The 17,501-nt window shown below is 64.8% G+C and carries 25 protein-coding genes; 13 read left to right on the forward strand and 12 right to left on the reverse strand.

Annotation, left to right across the window (positions count from 1 at the left end; translation table 11 throughout):
* Positions 1-2: 2 nt before the first annotated feature.
* The 4 genes from QQK18_RS00300 (at position 3) to QQK18_RS00315 (ending at position 2,992) form a co-directional block, all read left to right on the forward strand.
* Positions 3-572 carry a dihydrofolate reductase family protein gene (locus QQK18_RS00300; protein WP_284338273.1) on the forward strand — a complete coding sequence of 190 codons (570 nt, stop codon included), beginning with the start codon at positions 3-5 and terminating at the stop codon, positions 570-572.
* A 123-nt stretch (positions 573-695) separates the two neighbouring features.
* Complete coding sequence (locus QQK18_RS00305; RefSeq protein WP_284338274.1) at positions 696-1,919, forward strand: histidine kinase; 1,224 nt, start codon at positions 696-698, stop codon at positions 1,917-1,919.
* Positions 1,916-2,674 carry a LytR/AlgR family response regulator transcription factor gene (locus QQK18_RS00310; RefSeq protein ID WP_284338275.1) on the forward strand — a complete coding sequence of 253 codons (759 nt, stop codon included), beginning with the start codon at positions 1,916-1,918 and terminating at the stop codon, positions 2,672-2,674. Before QQK18_RS00305 ends, QQK18_RS00310 begins: the two co-directional genes overlap by 4 nt.
* Before the next feature lie 108 nt (positions 2,675-2,782).
* Entirely contained in the window at positions 2,783-2,992 is a 210-nt protein-coding gene (locus QQK18_RS00315; protein ID WP_284338276.1) for a hypothetical protein, read from the forward strand.
* Positions 2,993-3,287: 295 nt separating this feature from the next.
* Here QQK18_RS00315 and QQK18_RS00320 read toward each other — a convergent pair whose 3' ends face one another.
* Together QQK18_RS00320 and QQK18_RS00325 are read right to left on the reverse strand one after the other, a co-directional pair.
* Positions 3,288-3,686: a GNAT family N-acetyltransferase gene (locus tag QQK18_RS00320; protein ID WP_284338277.1), complete on the reverse strand. Its 399-nt coding sequence runs from the start codon at positions 3,684-3,686 to the stop codon at positions 3,288-3,290.
* Entirely contained in the window at positions 3,686-4,273 is a 588-nt protein-coding gene (locus QQK18_RS00325) for a peptidase inhibitor family I36 protein (RefSeq protein WP_284338278.1), read from the reverse strand. Before QQK18_RS00325 ends, QQK18_RS00320 begins: the two co-directional genes overlap by 1 nt.
* Before the next feature lie 141 nt (positions 4,274-4,414).
* Between QQK18_RS00325 and QQK18_RS00330 the strand changes: the two genes are divergently transcribed.
* Positions 4,415-5,140, forward strand: coding sequence for an SDR family oxidoreductase (locus QQK18_RS00330; protein WP_284338279.1), 726 nt, complete (start codon positions 4,415-4,417; stop codon positions 5,138-5,140).
* Positions 5,141-5,144: 4 nt separating this feature from the next.
* Here the strand turns inward: QQK18_RS00330 and QQK18_RS00335 are convergent, their stop codons facing one another.
* Together QQK18_RS00335 and QQK18_RS00340 are read right to left on the reverse strand one after the other, a co-directional pair.
* A complete protein-coding gene (locus tag QQK18_RS00335) occupies positions 5,145-5,549 on the reverse strand; it encodes an OsmC family protein (protein WP_284338280.1) in 405 nt (134 codons plus the stop codon).
* Positions 5,550-5,568: 19 nt separating this feature from the next.
* Complete coding sequence (locus tag QQK18_RS00340) at positions 5,569-5,997, reverse strand: CBS domain-containing protein (RefSeq protein WP_284338281.1); 429 nt, start codon at positions 5,995-5,997, stop codon at positions 5,569-5,571.
* Positions 5,998-6,257: 260 nt separating this feature from the next.
* On the opposite strand from QQK18_RS00340, the gene QQK18_RS00345 reads away from it, so the two are divergent.
* A complete protein-coding gene (locus QQK18_RS00345) occupies positions 6,258-6,608 on the forward strand; it encodes a hypothetical protein (protein WP_284338282.1) in 351 nt (116 codons plus the stop codon).
* Between the two features lie 122 nt (positions 6,609-6,730).
* On the opposite strand, the gene QQK18_RS00350 is transcribed toward QQK18_RS00345, so the two are convergent.
* A complete protein-coding gene (locus QQK18_RS00350) occupies positions 6,731-7,048 on the reverse strand; it encodes a hypothetical protein (protein WP_284338283.1) in 318 nt (105 codons plus the stop codon).
* A 137-nt stretch (positions 7,049-7,185) separates the two neighbouring features.
* Here QQK18_RS00350 and QQK18_RS00355 point away from each other — a divergent pair, with 137 nt between their 5' ends.
* Positions 7,186-7,605: a DUF4864 domain-containing protein gene (locus QQK18_RS00355; RefSeq protein WP_284338284.1), complete on the forward strand. Its 420-nt coding sequence runs from the start codon at positions 7,186-7,188 to the stop codon at positions 7,603-7,605.
* On the opposite strand, the gene QQK18_RS00360 is transcribed toward QQK18_RS00355, so the two are convergent.
* Together QQK18_RS00360 and QQK18_RS00365 are read right to left on the reverse strand one after the other, a co-directional pair.
* Positions 7,602-8,609, reverse strand: a complete 1,008-nt coding sequence (locus QQK18_RS00360) for a saccharopine dehydrogenase NADP-binding domain-containing protein (protein WP_284338285.1) — start codon at positions 8,607-8,609, stop codon at positions 7,602-7,604. The genes QQK18_RS00355 and QQK18_RS00360 overlap by 4 nt on opposite strands.
* Positions 8,606-9,094, reverse strand: coding sequence for a hypothetical protein (locus tag QQK18_RS00365; protein ID WP_284338286.1), 489 nt, complete (start codon positions 9,092-9,094; stop codon positions 8,606-8,608). Before QQK18_RS00365 ends, QQK18_RS00360 begins: the two co-directional genes overlap by 4 nt.
* Before the next feature lie 147 nt (positions 9,095-9,241).
* Here QQK18_RS00365 and QQK18_RS00370 point away from each other — a divergent pair, with 147 nt between their 5' ends.
* A complete protein-coding gene (locus QQK18_RS00370) occupies positions 9,242-9,826 on the forward strand; it encodes a TetR/AcrR family transcriptional regulator (RefSeq protein WP_284338287.1) in 585 nt (194 codons plus the stop codon).
* Between the two features lie 70 nt (positions 9,827-9,896).
* Here the strand turns inward: QQK18_RS00370 and QQK18_RS00375 are convergent, their stop codons facing one another.
* Positions 9,897-10,097, reverse strand: a complete 201-nt coding sequence (locus tag QQK18_RS00375) for a hypothetical protein (protein ID WP_284338288.1) — start codon at positions 10,095-10,097, stop codon at positions 9,897-9,899.
* A gap of 205 nt (positions 10,098-10,302) precedes the next feature.
* On the opposite strand from QQK18_RS00375, the gene QQK18_RS00380 reads away from it, so the two are divergent.
* Entirely contained in the window at positions 10,303-11,361 is a 1,059-nt protein-coding gene (locus tag QQK18_RS00380; RefSeq protein ID WP_284338289.1) for a LacI family DNA-binding transcriptional regulator, read from the forward strand.
* 236 nt (positions 11,362-11,597) lie between these two features.
* Here QQK18_RS00380 and QQK18_RS00385 read toward each other — a convergent pair whose 3' ends face one another.
* Positions 11,598-11,741: a hypothetical protein gene (locus QQK18_RS00385; protein WP_284338290.1), complete on the reverse strand. Its 144-nt coding sequence runs from the start codon at positions 11,739-11,741 to the stop codon at positions 11,598-11,600.
* Positions 11,742-11,876: 135 nt separating this feature from the next.
* On the opposite strand from QQK18_RS00385, the gene QQK18_RS00390 reads away from it, so the two are divergent.
* The 4 genes from QQK18_RS00390 (at position 11,877) to QQK18_RS00405 (ending at position 14,712) form a co-directional block, all read left to right on the forward strand.
* The gene (locus tag QQK18_RS00390) at positions 11,877-12,980 is read left to right on the forward strand and encodes a helix-turn-helix transcriptional regulator (RefSeq protein WP_284338291.1); all 1,104 of its coding nucleotides are present in this window, start codon (positions 11,877-11,879) and stop codon (positions 12,978-12,980) included.
* A gap of 123 nt (positions 12,981-13,103) precedes the next feature.
* A complete protein-coding gene (locus QQK18_RS00395; RefSeq protein ID WP_284338292.1) occupies positions 13,104-13,541 on the forward strand; it encodes a curlin in 438 nt (145 codons plus the stop codon).
* An 86-nt stretch (positions 13,542-13,627) separates the two neighbouring features.
* A complete protein-coding gene (csgH, locus tag QQK18_RS00400; protein WP_284338293.1) occupies positions 13,628-14,014 on the forward strand; it encodes a curli-like amyloid fiber formation chaperone CsgH in 387 nt (128 codons plus the stop codon).
* Positions 14,015-14,307: 293 nt separating this feature from the next.
* Positions 14,308-14,712: a curlin gene (locus QQK18_RS00405; protein WP_284338294.1), complete on the forward strand. Its 405-nt coding sequence runs from the start codon at positions 14,308-14,310 to the stop codon at positions 14,710-14,712.
* A 65-nt stretch (positions 14,713-14,777) separates the two neighbouring features.
* Here QQK18_RS00405 and QQK18_RS00410 read toward each other — a convergent pair whose 3' ends face one another.
* Genes QQK18_RS00410 through QQK18_RS00420 form a run of 3 tightly spaced genes read right to left on the reverse strand, consistent with a single transcriptional unit; the run spans position 14,778 to position 17,378 of the window.
* Complete coding sequence (locus QQK18_RS00410; protein ID WP_284338295.1) at positions 14,778-15,578, reverse strand: ABC transporter permease; 801 nt, start codon at positions 15,576-15,578, stop codon at positions 14,778-14,780.
* A gap of 1 nt (position 15,579) precedes the next feature.
* Complete coding sequence (locus tag QQK18_RS00415; protein ID WP_284338296.1) at positions 15,580-16,383, reverse strand: ABC transporter permease; 804 nt, start codon at positions 16,381-16,383, stop codon at positions 15,580-15,582.
* Positions 16,380-17,378: an ABC transporter ATP-binding protein gene (locus tag QQK18_RS00420; RefSeq protein WP_284338297.1), complete on the reverse strand. Its 999-nt coding sequence runs from the start codon at positions 17,376-17,378 to the stop codon at positions 16,380-16,382. The genes QQK18_RS00415 and QQK18_RS00420 overlap by 4 nt, the downstream gene beginning before the upstream one ends.
* Positions 17,379-17,501 lie beyond the last annotated feature (123 nt).

Genomic DNA, 17,501 nt, shown 5'->3' on the forward strand with positions numbered 1-17,501 from the left:
CCATGCGCAAGCTGGTGCTTTCGATGTTCGTCAGCCTCGACGGCTATATCGAAGGGCCGGGCGGCGAGTTCATAGGGCCGGACTGGTCGGCGGATCTCGACGCGTGGACCGATCGTATGATCGAACGCTTCGACACGCTCCTCTACGGGCGCACTGCCTGGCAGGGGATGGCCGAGTTCTGGCCGGAAGCGGAGGGGAATCCGGAGGTCGGTCCTGCACAGCAGAGCGTGGCGCGGTTCATGAACCGCGCGCGCAAGATCGTCTTCTCACGCTCGCTCAACAACGCTGATGCCTGGGCCAATTCGACCCTGGCGACGGCGGGAATCGCGGAAACGGTCGCCGCCGAGCGTCAGAAACCGGGCAAGGACATGGTGATCTTTGCCGGAGCCAAGTTCGCGCAGACGGCGCTCCGCGCTGGAGTCGTCGACGAGATCTGGCTGCTGACCCTCCCCATGCTTTTCGGCGGTGGGACGCGGCTCCTCGACGGGGGCTATCCGCGCCAGAAGCTGAGGCTCCTCGAGGCCAAGGCGATGGACACCGGCGCGGTGCTGACGCGGTACGAGAAGGCCTGAGGGCAGGTTGGTCTCCGCGAGCCGGGATTTCGTCACCGCATCTGCGGTTTCGTCGCAGGGACGGTACACGCGCTCGCTCCTTGGGTTATGGTCCGCACGATCGTTACAACGGACCCGCGCCTGATGGCCTTCTTCTTCGTCCTTCGCAAGCTGTGCAGCTGGGCGCTGCTCATCATCCCAACCGCGATCATCTTCGGGGTCAACGTGGTGGGCCCGTGGATGGTGCTGGTCGCGCTCGTCATTGGCATGCTGGTGGTGACGGGTTCTATCGCGCATCTGCGGCGGGCGCGGCTGGTGGCGGGCAAGCTCGACAAGAACGTGCTCTCCAGCCGGCAGCGCTTGCGCATCGAGATGCCACTCGAGGCCGGCGAGGCCTTCGATCTGGTCGAGGCGGTCATCGGCGCGCTTCCCCATGTCGCCGACATGGACAGCGCCGTTTCGACACTATCGATGCGTGCGCGCATCGAGCGGGTCGGCGCTTTCGAGCGCGACTGGCACATCCTGCTCAATCCCCTGCTGTGGTTTGCGGCACGATCCAATCTCGTGGTGGCGACCGTTGCCCCAGGAGACGGGACCAGCAGCGTGACAGTGGTGTGCGAACCGGACATCGGCGGCTGGAGCGATTGGCTGTCGGTGGACGATGCCAGCAACTACGAGACGGGCGAGGCGATCCGCCGGGCGCTGTCGCGGCGTGTCGCCGAGCGGCGGCGGCGCGAGGAGGACCGCAGCCGGCAGACCGAGACCGAAAAGGAACTGGCCGAGGCGCGCCTGGGGCTGCTGACGGCACAGGTCGAACCTCACTTCCTCTACAACACCCTGGCCAGCGCGCAGGTGCTGGTGCGTTCGGATCCGGCGCGGGCCGACGAGATGCTGGGCAACCTCATCACCTATCTCAGAAACTCGCTGCCCAAGAGCGACAGGCAAATGGAAACGCTCGGCGCCGAGCTGGAGCGCACGCTAGCCTATCTCGACATCCTCAAGGTGCGCATGGGCAACCGGCTCAACGTCGTCGCCGACGTCGCGCCGGGGCTCGAGGCGGTGCCGCTGCCGGCCATGATGCTGCAGACGCTGGCCGAGAATGCCATCAAGCACGGGCTCGAGGCCAAGCCCGGCGGCGGGACTATCTGGCTGTCGGCGCGGCTTGTCGAGGGTCAGCTCGAGGTGACGGTTGCCGACGATGGACGGGGCCTCGGCGCGCAGAGCTCGGGTACGGGGATCGGGTTGAAGAACGTGCGCGACCGGCTGCGCCTGATCTACGGCGAGGCGGCAAGGTTCACGATCACCGCCAACTTCCCGAACGGCGTCGCCGCGACGCTCTCGGTGCCGGCTGGGGAGGCAGTGCGATGATCCGGTGCGTGGTGGCCGAGGACGAGGAACTGCTGCGCCGGTCGCTGATCGAGCTTCTCGGTCAGGTCTGGCCGGAGGCGACGGTGGTGGCGCAGGCCGAGGACGGCGGGGCGGCGGCCGAAGCGATCGCGGCCGAAAAGCCGGACGTCGCCTTCCTCGATATCCGCATGCCGGGGATGACGGGGCTGGAGGTGGCGGCGGCGAGCATCGAGCTGTCGCCGGCAACGCAGGTGGTGTTCGTCACCGCCTACGACCAGTACGCCATCGACGCCTTCGAGAAGGGCGCGGTCGACTATCTCCTCAAGCCCGTCAACCGGGAGCGGCTGGAAGCGACGGTCACGCGGCTGAAGGGGCGGGTTGGCGGGGAGGCGGATGCGGCGGCGCTGGCAAGGCTCTCGCAGCTTCTCGCGGGGCTGCCGGGCGGCCGCGCGCCGCTCACCTGGATCACGGCGAGCAGCGGCACCGAGACGCGATTGGTGATGGTCGAGGACGTCGCCTACTTCCGTGCCGACAACAAATACACGGTGGCCATGACCGCCGAGGGCGAGATGCTGTTGCGCAAGCCCTTGCGGGAACTGATCGCCGAGCTCGACCCGAACCTGTTCAAGCAGGTGCATCGCTCGACCATCGTCAACATGCGGGCGGTCGCTTCGGTCAGCCGGGACGAGACGGGCAAGGGCACGATCAAACTCAAGACGCGGCCGGAACGGCTCAGCGTCAGCCAGCCCTACATGACGCTGTTCCGCGCCATGTAGGCGACCGAAACCACGACGGATTTGACCAACAGGCGCGGGCATGCCGCTTCGCGCCACGGGACCGGCTTGCCAGTTGATGGGCGGCGGTCCAACCCAAAGGAGGGTGAGATGACCAACGAGAACCGGACTATCCTCAAGCGCACCTTCGTCGTCACCAGCGACGGCGTGGCGGTCGGCGTGCTGACCGTCGAGACGACCTGGTCGGACGTCGAGCGCCCGGCAACCCGGATCGCGACGAGGCCGGCGCTGCCGATGCCGATCATCGAGGCGAAAGTGGTGGCGGGCGCCGATGCGCGGTCGCGGGTGGAGCTGGTGTGAGGGTTGGTGGGCATCTGGCGGCACGCCTCGAACGCCGGCATTCGTTCGTGGCTTGCTGCCCTTGAGGGTGTCCGAAGGAGCAGGGGGACCCATCGGACGTCGTGCGCTTGGCACCATCGCGCCCCTCACCCGTCTTTTCCGCTGAACGCGGAAAAGGCATCCCTCTCCCCGGAGGGGCGAGGGGATGTTGTGGATGCGCTCGATCAAATCACGGGCACCGAGTTCACCTCGCCCCTTCGGGGAGAGGTCGATGGCAAAGCCGGCGGGTGAGGGGCCTTACGGGGACCCACACTCACTAAAGCCGGATCAGTCCGGCCGCCGTCGGGCGGAAGCCGCAGGCGCGGTAGAAGGATTCGAGGTGCGGCTCGAAATCGACGTGGAGCCAGCCGGCGCCACCGTCACGGGCGAGCGCGGTCGCCTCGGCCACCAGGGCCGTGGCGATGCCGCGCCTGCGCCAGTCACGGTCGACGCAGGTATCTAGGATGAAGGCGTGCTGGCCGCCATCCCAGGCGACGTTGACGAAGCCGATCAGCCTGCCGTCCGCATAGGCGCAGACGTGACCGAGACCGCGATCGAGGACCGGGCGGTAGTCGGCGGGGCCGGAATCGCCCCAGGCACGGATCCAGAGGGCAGAGAGGTCGGCATTGGCGGGGAAGGGAGAGCGCTCGAGACGCACTCCCTCGGGCAAGTCCATCAATGCACCCGGTAGGACGACACGCTGCCGAACAGGTAGGTGTTGAGCACCGGCGTCGAGGTGACGATGCGGGTGCAATAACTCTGGAAGTTGCGGTCGCGGCAAACCGACGCCGACCCGCCGCCCTCGATCGACACGGACCTGTAGCGGTTGTCGGTACCGTAGAGCTTCAGGTCGTGCACGATGAAACCGCCATTGTGGCAGACAGAGGGGCCGGTGAAGTGCGTGCCCTCGTAGAAACAGACCGTGCCGCCGCTGCCGTAGCTGAGGCGTGGGCCCTCGAACGGACCCAGGGGCAGGCGCCCGAAGCCGACCGCATCACGCGAGGTCCAGCCGAGGCTATGGCCCATGCGCACCAGGCACCAGCGCGGGGCGCAGCGGAGCGCCGCGATGCGCGAGTTCTCGGGCACGGAGCCGATCACGGCATAGGCGGCGCCAGGCCCTTCGCGCAGCGCCAGGTCGACGAGGGCCCAGGCCGGGGTGCCCTCACGGGCCGAGCCATCGGCATGGGCGGGAACGGCAAGGAGCGGGAAGACGGCGATTGCAGCTATGGCCAGCGCGGCACGCAGGAGACGGCGTAAGGTCATGATGGTGCAACTCCCTCGATTGCCCGGGTAAGACTAATCCCAGTCGGCAAAGGTTCCAAGCTCAGTCGTGAGCCTGCCGCAGGTCTTGCCCAAGCACCTTGGCTGGCTGAATATGCGCTGCTAGGGCAAACGGGGGGAATAATGGACTTTTCCGGCAAGAGCGTGCTCGTCACCGGGGCGGGCAAGGGGATCGGGCGGGCGGTGGCGGCGATGCTGGCCGCCCGCGGCGCCGCGGTCAAGGCGATGACCCGCTCGCGCGAGGATCTCGATGACCTGAAGACCGAACTCGGGGCGGTGCCATTCGAGGTCGATCTTGCCGATGCCGAGGCGGCACGGGCGGCAGCGAGAAGCGCGATGCCGGCGGACTTCCTCGTCAACTGCGCCGGTACCACGACCCTCGACGCGTTCCTCGATGTGCCGGCCGAAACCTTCGACCACATCATGGCGGTCAACGTGCGTGCGGCGATGATCGTGGCGCAGGAATATGCCAGGTCATGTATCACGCGCGGGGTCAAAGGCGCGATCGTCAATGTCTCGTCCATCTCCTCGACGACCGGTTTTGCCGATCACGCCGCCTATTGCGCGAGCAAGGGCGCGCTCGATGCGATGAGCCGGGTGATGGCCAATGAGCTGGGCTCGCACGGAATCCGGGTCAATACGGTCAACCCGATCGTGACGCTGACGCCCATGGCGGTCAAAGCCTGGAGCGATCCGGAAAAAGCCGGGCCGGTGCTGGGGCGCATTCCCATAGGACGGTTCGTCGAGCCCGACGAGGTGGCCGAGGCGATCTGCTACCTGCTCGGCGACGGCGCCTCGGCAATATCGGGCACCTCACTCGTCATCGATGGCGGGTTTTCGGCGCGGTAGAGTTTCAAGCGATCTCGACGGAAACGGGTATGCCGCGCGGCAGCGAGTTGGCGGCCATGCTGATCGCTCGGGCGCGTTCGATGACCGCAGCGGGATCGGATCCGTCACTGGTGGTGCAGGCGACCCGCATGCTGGCGCCAGTGGCGATGATCGGGTCGCCGGAAAGCTCGATGGTGACGGTTGCCGAAATGGCGTCGAGTGCGATGCCCATGTCGTGAGCGACATAACGTAAATCGTTGCAAAAACACCCGCCGATGGTGAGGCCGAGGAGTTCGGCGCCGTTGAAGCCGAGGCCGCGTCCGCCGGCCTTGCCTTCCGCGCGGTCGACGACGAGCGTGTGAGCGCCGGCCCAACCCATGGCAGCCTCGGTGCCGTCGGTGCTGCGCAGCTCAACCGTGACCGCCGCCATGACGCTCCTTTGGAGTCCCTCAGGACGCGATGTACTCCCGCAAAGCTGCGGCTTCGAATTCGGCCTCCTCGATCTTGCGCTTGACGACGTCACCGATCGAGATGATGCCGATAAGCTCGCCCTTCTCGACCACAGGCATGTGACGCACCCGCAGGTTGGTCATCAGTTCCATGACCTCGGCGATCGTGGTGTCGCGCGTGCAGGTGGCAACGTTCCTGGTCATCACCGAGGCGATGGGCAACTCGAGCGCGCCGGCGGGATCCTTGTCCAGGCGGCGCACGATGTCGCGCTCGGAGAGGATCCCGACCACGGCGTCGTCGGCGCCGGTGATGACCACCGCACCGATATTGTGATGGTTGAGCACGGCCACCGCGTCTGCGAGACGGCCGGTGTGGGGCAGGGTGTGGACGACTACGCCCTTGGACTGAAGGATCGCATCGATAAACATTTTCTCCTCCTTCTCCAGAGAGATGAGTGTGCACCCCATCGGGGGCCGCCACAATAGGCCGATGGTTGCACGCGGCGGGAGCCGTGCTGCTGGTGCGGCATTAATACCATGGAGACGCCGGTGCGGACGGTCGGGTGGGATCGTGAAGGCGCGGTCCACAGTTCGGCCAATATCGGTCCCTTAGGTTCCGAGTCTGGCTGCCCTCGTAGCGGGGGAGGGTAGACCAGGTGAAGAAACGCCAACTCTGGAGAATTGGCCCCATGAAGAGTACCGTTCTTATCGCCACCCTCGCTTCCTTGTCCCTCGCCGGCCTAGCGCCCACCTATGCGCAAGGCCCCAAGGAAATGACGCTCCTGGACGGCACCGTGCACAAAAATGCCGGTGCGATGTTTCAGTATCTGCGCGAACGCGACAACGGACTAGCCGCGGGCAATCCCAAGGCAATCGTCGACGCCTATCCCGACGAATTCGAGAACGTGGGCGACCTTATCGAGCAGAAGCGCTCTACCGACATCGAGCAGGAAAGCTCCGCGCAGATCGAGGTGGAGAGCTCCGCAGAGATCGAACAGGAGAGTTCTACCGACGCCGAACAGGAGAGCGCTACCGAGTGAGGTCGGCACACTGAAACCGATGCTTGGGGAGGCCTCGTTCGCGGGGCCTCTTTCATTTTGGAATGCCGCAAAAAAAGGGGCCGGCGGTGGCCGGCCCACAGGTCTTCTCGGTCAGGAGGAGATCAGCCCTCGCCGCGCCCGGGAGACCAGGGGCGGCGAGGGGGCCGGCCGGTGGGGGCTTGGGCCGGCAGGGCGCCGCGCAAGGCGATGCGGGCAACCTCGAAAAGGATTGCAACCAACAGGAGCGTCAGCGGCGCCATGAACACCAGGACCTGTGCGTCGGGCCTGTGAACGAAGCTGGCAGCCTCGGCAGGAGTGACACCTGCCGCCAGGGCAGCCGTGACACTCGCAAGCGCGATCGCGGAGGTGACGAGCGCGTAACGGATGAAACCTTTTGGCCGCTTCAGCGTAGTTAGCAACATGGGATCGTCGTCACTCATCCTCATAACGATCCCCAGCAAACCATCCGAATGCGGATGGAGTGTGCGCCCGGCAGGGAAAAGCGCGTACGATTTGGCGGCGGAACTGTGGCCGCTGCGCCGCTACGTTCGCCTTCGCGATGCCCCGGGAGAAGGAAATGCGGTTCATCGCCGTTGTCGTCCTTACCGTTCTGAGTCTGATGCCGAACCTCTCGTCCGGCCAGGAGCGGCCCGCCGCACCCTGGCAGGCGGCGATCTCAAGCCAGATCGAAGCTTTCCGTGCCCAGGACGGCGCGGGGGCTCTGGCCGTCGCCAGCGCGGGGTTCAGGGCGCAGTTCAGCGATCCGCAGCTCTTCTATGAGGCGATCCTGGCGGCCGGCTACGGCCCGATCATGGACTCGCGCTCGCACACCTTCGGGGAGTTCGAGCGGGTCGGCGCGGACAGCGCCGTACAGATCGTGCTGGTCGTCGGGCCTGACCAAGGTCTCTACGAAGCGCTCTACGAGATGCGTCAGGAAACCGATGGCTGGCGCGTCTTCGGCGTTGCGCTGCGGCGCGAGGAAGGCGTCGCCATCTAGAGGGCAACCGTCTCCAACGTGCCGATGCCCCGGCGTTCGGCTTCGGCCAGAACCGTCGCGGGATCGAGAACCTGATGGCTGTGCCAGATGCCGGGCACCGGATCTTCAAGGAAGATCGAGGTCATCAATGCCGCCAGCCTCGCGGTGGTCGCGGACTCCCCGGATGCGTGGAAGCGCATGGCGCGTGTGACCCGACGACCCTCGAGCCCGCCCGTCACGGAAACCGAGATGTCGCAGGCGCGCGTACCGAGTCCGATGGGGCGGAACGCGGCGACGGCGAAGTCACGGGCCAGCCTGCTGCCGGCAAAGCGCCCGGCAAGGGCGAAGACGAGCGACGTCGCGAGGCGCGAATCGAAGCCGAGATAAGTGGCTGCCCGAGCCTGGGGCAAGGTGCGCATCAGGGCGTGCTGGTCGGAGAAGTCGAGCCGGTGCAGGCGCCTTGTGCCCCAATCGCGTCCGAAATCGAAGATGGTCGAGCCGGGTTTGCGATCGGCGGCAAACAGCTTGCTGGCGGTCCATTCGACGCCGGCCCGGCCGTGATCGTCGTTGAGGCCGAAGAGGAGGCCGATGCCGACATCCAGCGGACCTCGCAGGCCCGCCGCGCAGGAGGCGGCCATCACATTCGTCAACCCGGGTGCCAGGCCCACCGAGAGCAACACGCCGCTCCGCCGGGGCGCCGGCAGGGCCTCCAGACTGAGGAAGAAGTCATCGTTGGCGGCAATATCCACATAGTGGATGGCCCTGCCGAGGAGGAATTCGACAAAGGCGGTCTCGCGCTGGTCCATACACATGAGGACGAGATCTACGTCCTCGCAGGCTTCCTGCCAGGTGGTCGGCTCGTCGAGATCGATCCGCCGGCCTTCGACACCGAGCTCTGCGGCGGCGGCTGTGGCCGCATCGAGTCGGCGGCCGGCGACGACAACGCGATGGGCGCGGCTGGCCAGATCGCCGGCAGCGAGCCGGCCGACGGCGCCATAGCCACCGACAATGAGGATGGTGCTCATGCGCGGCTGACCCATAGCAGGCGAAGGGTATAGGCGGCGGCCAGGACAGCCAGCGGGAACTGGGCGATGCCCGTCAGCTCGAAGGCAAGATCGTTGGGCATCTCGTAAGTCGGCGGAGGAAACATGGCCAGCGCGCGGGCTTCGCCGCCAAGGAAGAAGACTATGTTCTTGGTGAGGTGGTTGTAACCGCCCTCGTAAACGCCGATGGCAGCGACCGGGACGATGAGGATGACGATGGCGGCCGCCGCTGTTGTGAGCTTTCCAAGCCGCGAGCGCCGCCGAGTCCAGCCGATATAGAGGAGGGCGAGGATCAGCAGTGCGGCCGGCAGGGCAAGAAACAGGACATGATTGCGCCAGGCTGTCTGGTAGAGGGCGGCGCCATAGGCGTGGTGGACGGCGGTCATCGCCAGCACAGCGATGGCCCAGGCACCGGCAGACAGATAGTAAGCGGGCTTAGCCGAGGGGATCCCATCGGTCGATGACATCGCAGGTCTCCGTGAGCTTGACACGACAGTCGCCGGCTAGCACGTTACCGAACAACGTGTCCGGAAAGTTTCCGGACTGGGCGGCGGGAAAAGTTCGCAAGTGAACATGACCCGGTGCTCCGTGCGGGAAAATCGGGTGGGGAGACCATGGCTATCGACCGCAGAGTCGCACGTACCCGCGAAACGCTGTTCGAAGCGCTGCTGGAGCTGATCCGGCACAAGGACTACGACGCCATCACCGTTGCCGACATCCTGCAGCAGGCCGACGTCGGGCGCTCGACCTTCTATGCGCATTTCTCGTCCAAGGACGACCTGCTGGAGCGCAGCCTCGAGCGGCTGCGGGCGCTGCTGTTGAGTGCGGCAGAGGCGGGCGGCCGCGATCCCACTCGTGCGCTCTTCGAACATGTGGCCGAGTTCGGCGACATCCAGTTCGCGCTGGCGGGCGGGCGCGGAGCGGCAGTGGTACGCGAGGCGGTCGATGAGGTTCTGGCGGGTGTGCTGAGGCGGGTGCTTCCTGTGCGCGGGTTCGGCGGATTCCCGCGCGAGCTCGCCGTCCGTCACATGGTTTCGACCTTCAATACCGTCCTGTTGTGGTGGCTCGACCAAAAGATGCAGGCACCGGCGGGGGATGTGGATGCCTACTTCCGGCGACTGGTGCTGGAAGGATTGCCGGGCGAGGCGTGCGCGCCGTTCGTTTCCGAGGGCCTGGAGAGTGAAACGCCGCAGGTCTGAAACCCGCGGCGTTCATTGGTGGAAGGAATGTTGCCGGCGCTGCCGACATCGTGCCGAGAGGTCCATGGTGCTACTCGGCGGGCGTGCGGGACCAATGGCCGCTCGTGTGGTGCTGCGGGGCGGAGAGCCGGCGCAGGAACCCGGTGAGCGCGCTGAACGTATGACGCGGCGTGCCGGTGCGCTGGCGCGCGGCGGCGACGTCGATCTCCACCTCCGGGTCCAGCCATTCGCGCTGATAAACGTCCTTGAACAGGTAGCTGGCGGGAATCATCTTTATATCTCCTGAGGTTAGCGTTGAACCGATTCAATCCAGGAGCACATCTCCGTGATTGAAACGATTCAAATGTACGCCTTGCAGGGCAAATGTCAAGCAGAATTTGAACCGATACAAAAAGATGTTAAGTATGGACTGCGCAAAGCGTGCGACCTCGCGTCTGCGCACCGATCGGGCGAAGGATTTTCCAAGGGAAGCAGGGATGGCAAGGAGCGCTGTGAAGCTGGCGGATGTAGCCAAGGCGGCGGGTGTGTCGCAGGGCACGGCGTCCAACGTCTTCAGCCGGCCCGAGGTGGTGCGCGAGGAAGTGCGTGAGCGGGTGATGGCGACGGCAAGGGAGCTGGGCTATACCGGCCCCGATCCAAAGGGTCGGCTGCTGCGCGCGGGCAAGGTCAACGCCATTGGCGTGGCGACGGCCGAGCCGCTCTCCTATTTCTTCGAGGATCCCTTTGCCCGCGTGGTAATGTCGGGCATCACCGAGATATGCGACGCCCACGGCGCGGGCATATCGCTGGTTTCGGCGATGAACGACGAGAAGCTGGCCTGGAACATCCAGAGCGCGCTGGTCGACGGATTCATTCTCTTCTGCATCGAAGGTGGGCCCAGGCTGGTGGACCTGACCCGCGAGCGGCAGTTGCCCTTCGTTGCGCTCGAACTCGGCATCAACGATCCGACGATCTCGGGTATCGGCGTCGACAACCTCGCTGGCGCCAAGCAGGCGGCGCGGCATCTGGCCGAGCTCGGCCACCAGCGCTACGGGGTGCTGGCCATGCCGTTCTTCGACAATCGCTCGGGCCCGATCCCGTTCTCAGAGGTTCCGACGGCGATCTATTCGGATTCGCGCTCGCGCGTTGCCGGTTATTTCCTCGTGCTCCAGGAGTTCGGCATCGATGTCGACGCGATCCCGATCTACGAGACCGAGGGCGAGGAGGAGACGGCGCGGCAAGGCATCGACTATCTGATGTCGCTCGATGCGCCGCCGACGGCGATCTTCTGCATGTCCGACCGCATCGCGATCGCAGCCATCGAGCGCCTGCAGGAACGGGGCTTGAGGGTGCCGCAGGACGTCTCCGTCATGGGGTTCGACGGCGTCCCCGAAGGCGCGTTCTGCAAGCCGCCGCTGACCACCATGGCCCAACCGATCGCCGAGATCGGCCGGCAGGCGGTCAAGGCCATTCTCGAGGACGACGGGGAGGTGAAGCGGGTGACGCTGCCGGTCGAGCTCATCGTGCGGGAATCGACGGCGCCGCCGCCGCGGTAGACGGTCAGAACCGCTTGGAGAGGCCCAGGTTCACATCGTGGCTATCGTAGTCGAAGAAGCCGACATGGAGAACTGACGCGCGTACTGGTAGGTCACCTGCGGTATGAAGCCGCCTAGGTTGATCTCCCGGTGGGAGGCGGTCACGCCGATCGAGACAGCCAGGCTCCGTCTTGCAAAGTAAAAGGGGCCGGCTGCTGCTGCCGCCGGCCCCTCCCGTTCCATCACATAGCCCACGATCAGTCCTGGTTGGCTGAGAGGAACCCGGACCCGACCGCGCCGTCGCCGGTGATGGAAAGGACACCGCCAACTTCCTCGCCATTGGGCCCGAAGAACTTGCAGCCATAGGTGCCGGTGAAGTCGCCGGCAGCGGCATGATCCAAAATGGACCAAAGAGGGCAGATCTCCTATCAGACGCGGCGGAGTTGCACCGCGAGCATTAAGCGCGAATACTGCAGAAGTTGCTGTTTGGGGGGCGCGGCAAGATGAAGATTGGACCAGAGGAGGTGAGCCGGCTAGTGACTCTAGCCTATTCTGGCGCTCTCGATCCGCAGGGTTGGGATAATTTTCTCGTGCGACTGACATCGGCCAGCGGCGGTGTGATGACTCACATGTTCGGACAGGATTTCGAGAGTCACACCAATTTCGGCTTGCGATCTGCCGGCTTCGGGCCAGAGTTCGTGGACGATTTCACGTCTTACTATTGTAACCTCAACGTCCTTGCAAAAGGCGTCCTGGATTTTCCGATCTCCACTCCCCTTTCGTATGAGCAGGTGGTGGAGGAAGACCGGTTGGTTCGAACCGAATTCTACCGTGATTGGCTGCGCCCGCAGGAGGACTGCCTCGGCGGCGGAGGTGTGGTCCTCTTTAAGGAGAACCGCCGGGTTTTCGTCATGGGCGGCAACATCAGGCGAAAAGACATTGAAAAGCTGCAGCGGCCCTGGCTTAGCTTGATGGCGCATCTCGCCCCGCACCTGCGTCAGGCACTGGAAATCGCGCGGGTGCTGGCCGGACAGGAGCTTGAAAGATGGGCGCTTCGGGCCTCGAGCAGCGCGGCTGCTCCCGGATGTCTGGTGGTGAACGCGCACCGCAGGATTATTTTCGCCAACAACGCAGGCAACGCCATGCTCGAGGCAGGTACGGCGATCCGGCGGGATCTCCAACGGCGGATACGATTTGCCGATTGGTCGGTCGACCGGCAATTCCAGGATGCCTTGGTTTGCTGGAACACGCATCCCCTTCGCCAGCCGCACACATTTCTCGTCCCTGACGGGGTGGGCTTCGTATGCCGGACGGCGCGTCTCGAACCTGATGAGCTGGACTCGTCGCCGCTCAGAACGTTCTTGGGATCGGGAGAGGCCTGCTTTTTTCTAACACTGTCCCAGCGAGAGCAGGACGCGAATCTGCCGGCACGCCTGCGAACGCAGTTCCATTTGACGCGCCGCGAGACGGATGTGGCGCTTCATCTGGCCGATGGTCGCACGCTCGAGGAAATCGCTCAACTCCAGGATGTCAGCGTTCATACTGCGCGTAACCAGTTGAAGGCCGCCATGGCCAAGATGGAAGTGCGGCGCCAGACCGACCTCGTACGCATCATCACCACCATGCGGCACGGTGATTGACCCGGAGGCGAGCGTGAACGAAATCTGAATACAGGGTTCAGCGTCGGTTCCAAACGGCGCGACTAAACCTCCTGTCATCGACAACGCGGTTCGAGGGACCGCATCAGACAGGAGACCAGACCCATGACCATCAAGTTCATCGCCACCGCCGCTATCGCCGCCGTCGTCGCTTTCGCCTCGGCTCCCGCCATGGCCGGCAACGATATCTGGATCGACCAGTTCGGCTTCGGCAACTCTGCCGGCGGCGGGCAGGTCGGCAACGACAACGTGATCGGCATCTTCCAGGACGGCGTGTTCAACGATGTCGTCACCGAGCAGTTCGGCGATCACAACACCTCCGCCGTTGGCCAGCAGGGCTGGAACAACGAGGCCGAGACCCACCAGAACGGCGACTGGAACGCGGCCGGCGTTGGCCAGTTCGGCTCCAACCACGACGCGATCCTGACCCAGGACGGCAACGGCAACGTCGCGGCCGGCGTGCAGGTCGGCAATGACTGCAACGCCAATGTCGCCCAGACCGGCGGCGGCAACACTGCAGCGTTCGTTCAGGTCTGCCCGTAAGCACGAGCCGACCCATCGCAACCGGCCGAGTGGAGCGCCCGGCTCCCTCGGCCTTCCCGTTTCAGGGAAAGACAAGGAGAGATGACATGACGAGGATCAAAGGCCTTGCCGCGCTCGCCCTTCCGGTACTCGCCGGCCTCGGTGGCACGGCGCTCGCGATCGATGCGGGCGTGGCCCAGACGCAGGGGCCGCTGACCTGCGCCATCGACGTCAACCCGAAGAACCAGATGGTGGAAATCGAGGGTGTGGTGCTGGCGGACACTTCCATCAGCGGCTCCTACAGCTTCGAGGTGAAGAGCCGCGGGCCCTCGGGCAATTCCAACATCCGCCAAGGCGGCGGCTTCACGGCAGAAGCCGGAAAGCCCGCGACGCTGGGCAAGGTGATGCTGGGCAGCGCCGGGGCGAGCTACGATGTCAAGCTGGACATCGACGCCAACGGGGAGAGCGTCACCTGCGACCAGCGCGTCGGGTGAGCGATCCGTCAAGCGACAGGGAAGGGCTCCGGGGGACCGGGGCCCTTCTTGTTCGTCGGTACAGTTTGTCGGCGCATCGGCTCCTGCATCTCTCCCCCTCTTATGGCAGGGCTACCGCATATGGCACCGAACCGGACACCGTGCCAGATGCAATTCCCCTGCCCAGAGGAACCCACAAGGGGAGCGAAAACGCTGAACGCTGTCTGAACGTGCCGCTCCGGATGGGTTCAGAGGCGGCGCTGCAAAGTGCGGTCAGTGGCTGAGAGCCAACCCCATACCAACAGGAGACTGAGATGACCGCCAAGACCCTGACCACAATCGCCGCCGCCATCATCGCCTCGGCGAGCCTCACGCTTCCCGCCATGGCCGGAGGGCAGTTTGCGATCAACTACGCACCGACCGATCCCGAGCAGGCGCAGATGCTCTCGACGGGGCTGACCGTCTTCGGGCTGGTCAACGGCCTCAAGAGCGGCGCCAACGTCATGCAGAACGGCTCGGGCAATTCGGCCGGGATCGGCCAGTGGGGCTCGGGCAATAACGGCCTCGTTGTCCAGGAAGGCAACGGGCACAACGGCACCATTCAGCAGACCGGCAACAACAATTCCTGCGGCCTCTTCCAGTTCGGCGAGGCGACGGACGCCGAATGCATCCAGAACGGCAATGGCGAAGCCGGCGCAACGGTGGTGTTCGGGTTCTGATCCATCCGGTTCAGCCGATCATGTTCACGGCGGCGGCGTCCCTTACGGGCGCCGCCGAAGCCTTTTCAGCCACCGGCACCCTGATAGTTGCGCATGCAGAAACGCCAATAGGCCATCGCCACAAGGACAGTCACCGGACCAGCCAGCAGCGCAAGAGGACCGGCAGAGGCGCCAAGCAAGGGCACCTGCTTGCCGAGCAGCACGGCGACGGGGACATAGCTCATGAAGGCGAGCGGCATCACCGTCACCATAACGGCCTGGATGACGGCCGGGAAGATGTTCAGGGGATAGCGCGCCAGTTCCCAGAAGCCGAAATAGATCCAGTAGAGGTGACGCGAGCGCACCCAGACGAGGGCGGTGGCGCCGACCATGGTCAGGATGGCAGCGGTGATCATGGCCGAACTGGCGAGCGCGCCGAGGAGATAGAGGGCAAGCCCCAGGGTCCACTCGACGGCCGTCTGGCTCAACGCCCACCCCATCAGCCCAACGGCAAGCACTACGTGCCCGACATAGCCGATGTTGAAGCCGGAAAAGGCGATATAGGCCCAGGGGCTGATCGGCTTGACCAGCAGCGTATCGAAGTTGCCGCGCTGAACGAGATCCTCCATCACGCGGAACTGCACGAAGCTGAACGAGGCGCCCAGCGAATAGCCAAGCAGGTGAAAGGCCAACAGCAGTGCCACCTCGGCCCAGTTCCAGCCACCGATCTGCTCGAAGCGCAGCACGATGAGGGCAATGGCGGTGTAGACGCTGGCATAGGAGAAGGCCATGGCCACCCAGCCGAGGATCATGCCGCCGCGATACTCCATCATCGAGCGCACGTGCATGTGCACCAGAAACGGCAAGACACGAAGTGTTGCGACCATCTCAGCCTCCCTGCACGACGAGCCGGTGGCGGGTGGCCGACCACAGGAGAGCCACCCCGAGCGCCAGAAGACACGCCCAGAAAAGACCGATGCCGAAGAAAAGGAGCGTCTCGCCCGGGCTCAGTTTCCCGAGATAGACGGCGGTCGGATAAAAGCCGATCCAGGCGAAAGGCAGGTAGCGGGCGACGACGGCAAGCACGGGCGGGAAGAACCAGATCGGCAAGAGATTGCCCGAGAACAGCGAGAGGATGCCGGTCAGGAACCATTCGAGCGCATGGGCGGTCATCAGCCAGAAGGCCAGCAGGCCGCAGGCGGCGCCGAGCAGGAAGAGGATAACGAAGGAGAGCGCCCAGAAAGCGGGAAAGAACAGGGCGTGGAAGAGGCTCGCCGGCGGCATGATGCCGTAGGTCAGGGCGAGGATGGCGGTCACCGGAATGACGGTCGTCAGGACGTTGAAGACGAGGATTCCGCACTGGGATGAAAACAGGTACAGCGGATAGTGCAGGGGCTTCAGCAGGAAGACGGCAACGTCCCCGGTCTTGACGGCTTCCCCGATGTCGCGGATCAGATGCGACGGGTTCCAGGCGGCCATCACCGTGCCGGCGAGGATGGCGTAGGTGACCATGTCGGCAAGCGTGATGCCGTCGACGCTGGCGGTTCCGGCATAGACGGCTGTCCAGATGGCGATGCGGGCAAAGACCATCACCAGCTCACCGAAGAAACTCGAAAAGACCTGGTTGCGATAGGCGAGCTTGGTCTGGAAGGCGTTGGCGGCGAACGCCGGATACATTCTCGCGGCGCTCATTGCGGCACCAATACCGGGCGTTGCTGATAGAAGGTGCGGATGACCTCCTCGATGTCCGGCTCGTCGAGCGCCACGTCCTTGAGACCATGGCCGTTACCGAGTTCGGTGAGCACGTCGACGAGGGACGTTTCTTCGTTCTCGATGAGGAAATGCTTTGACGCACCGTCGTCGGAGACGAGGCGTGCGGTCGAGAGGGTGATCGGCCCGGGATCGGTGGCGAAGTCGAGCGTCAGGCGGCGGCGGGCGCCGAGGGCTGAGCGCAGCCGCTTCAACTCGCCGTCGAACAGCAGCTTGCCGTCATCGACCATGATGAGGCGCGGGCAGATCTCCTCGATGTCCTGCAGGTCATGGGTGGTGAGGATGATGGTGACGCCGCGCTCGCGGTTGACCTCGGATAGGAACTTGCGCACCGCGTCCTTGGCGACGACGTCGAGGCCGATGGTGGGCTCGTCCAGGAAGAGGATCTTCGGGTCGTGCAGCAGGGCCATGGCGATTTCCGCGCGCATGCGCTGGCCGAGGCTCAACTGGCGCACGGGACGGTCGAGATAGGCGTCCATGCCGAGCATGGCGCAAAGATGCTCGAGATTGTCACGATAGCGTCGCTCGGGGATGTCATAGATACGCCGGTGCAGATCGAAGCTGTCGCGTACCGGCAGATCCCACCAAAGCTGGCTGCGCTGCCCGAAAACGACGCCGATCTCGCGCGCATTGGTCATCCGCTCAGCGTGCGGCGTGCGACCGAGAACGGCAAGACTGCCGTTGGTCGGCACCAATATGCCGGTCATCATCTTGATCATCGTCGACTTGCCGGCCCCGTTGGGGCCTAGATAGCCGACGGCCTCGCCGGCGCCGATGGCAAAGGAAATATCCTCGACGGCGCGCACTTCGGTGAACTCGCGGCTGAGGAGGCCCTTGATCGAGCCGGCAAGGCCCGAATAGCGCTTGGGCTGGCGGAACCGTTTGGTCACGCCTTCGGCTTTGATGATGCTTTGCATTTGCCGGATCCCCAGAGCCAGACAGGATAATCGATTCTGCGGTGGTGGGCATAGGCGAGCGGCGTTTTTCGTTCATTGGCGGCAGGTTAGTTGGGTGTGAAAGGCCCCCTCACCCCGTCCCTC

The organism is Devosia nitrariae (assembly GCF_030160115.1).
GTDB classification, from domain to species: domain Bacteria; phylum Pseudomonadota; class Alphaproteobacteria; order Rhizobiales; family Devosiaceae; genus Devosia; species Devosia nitrariae.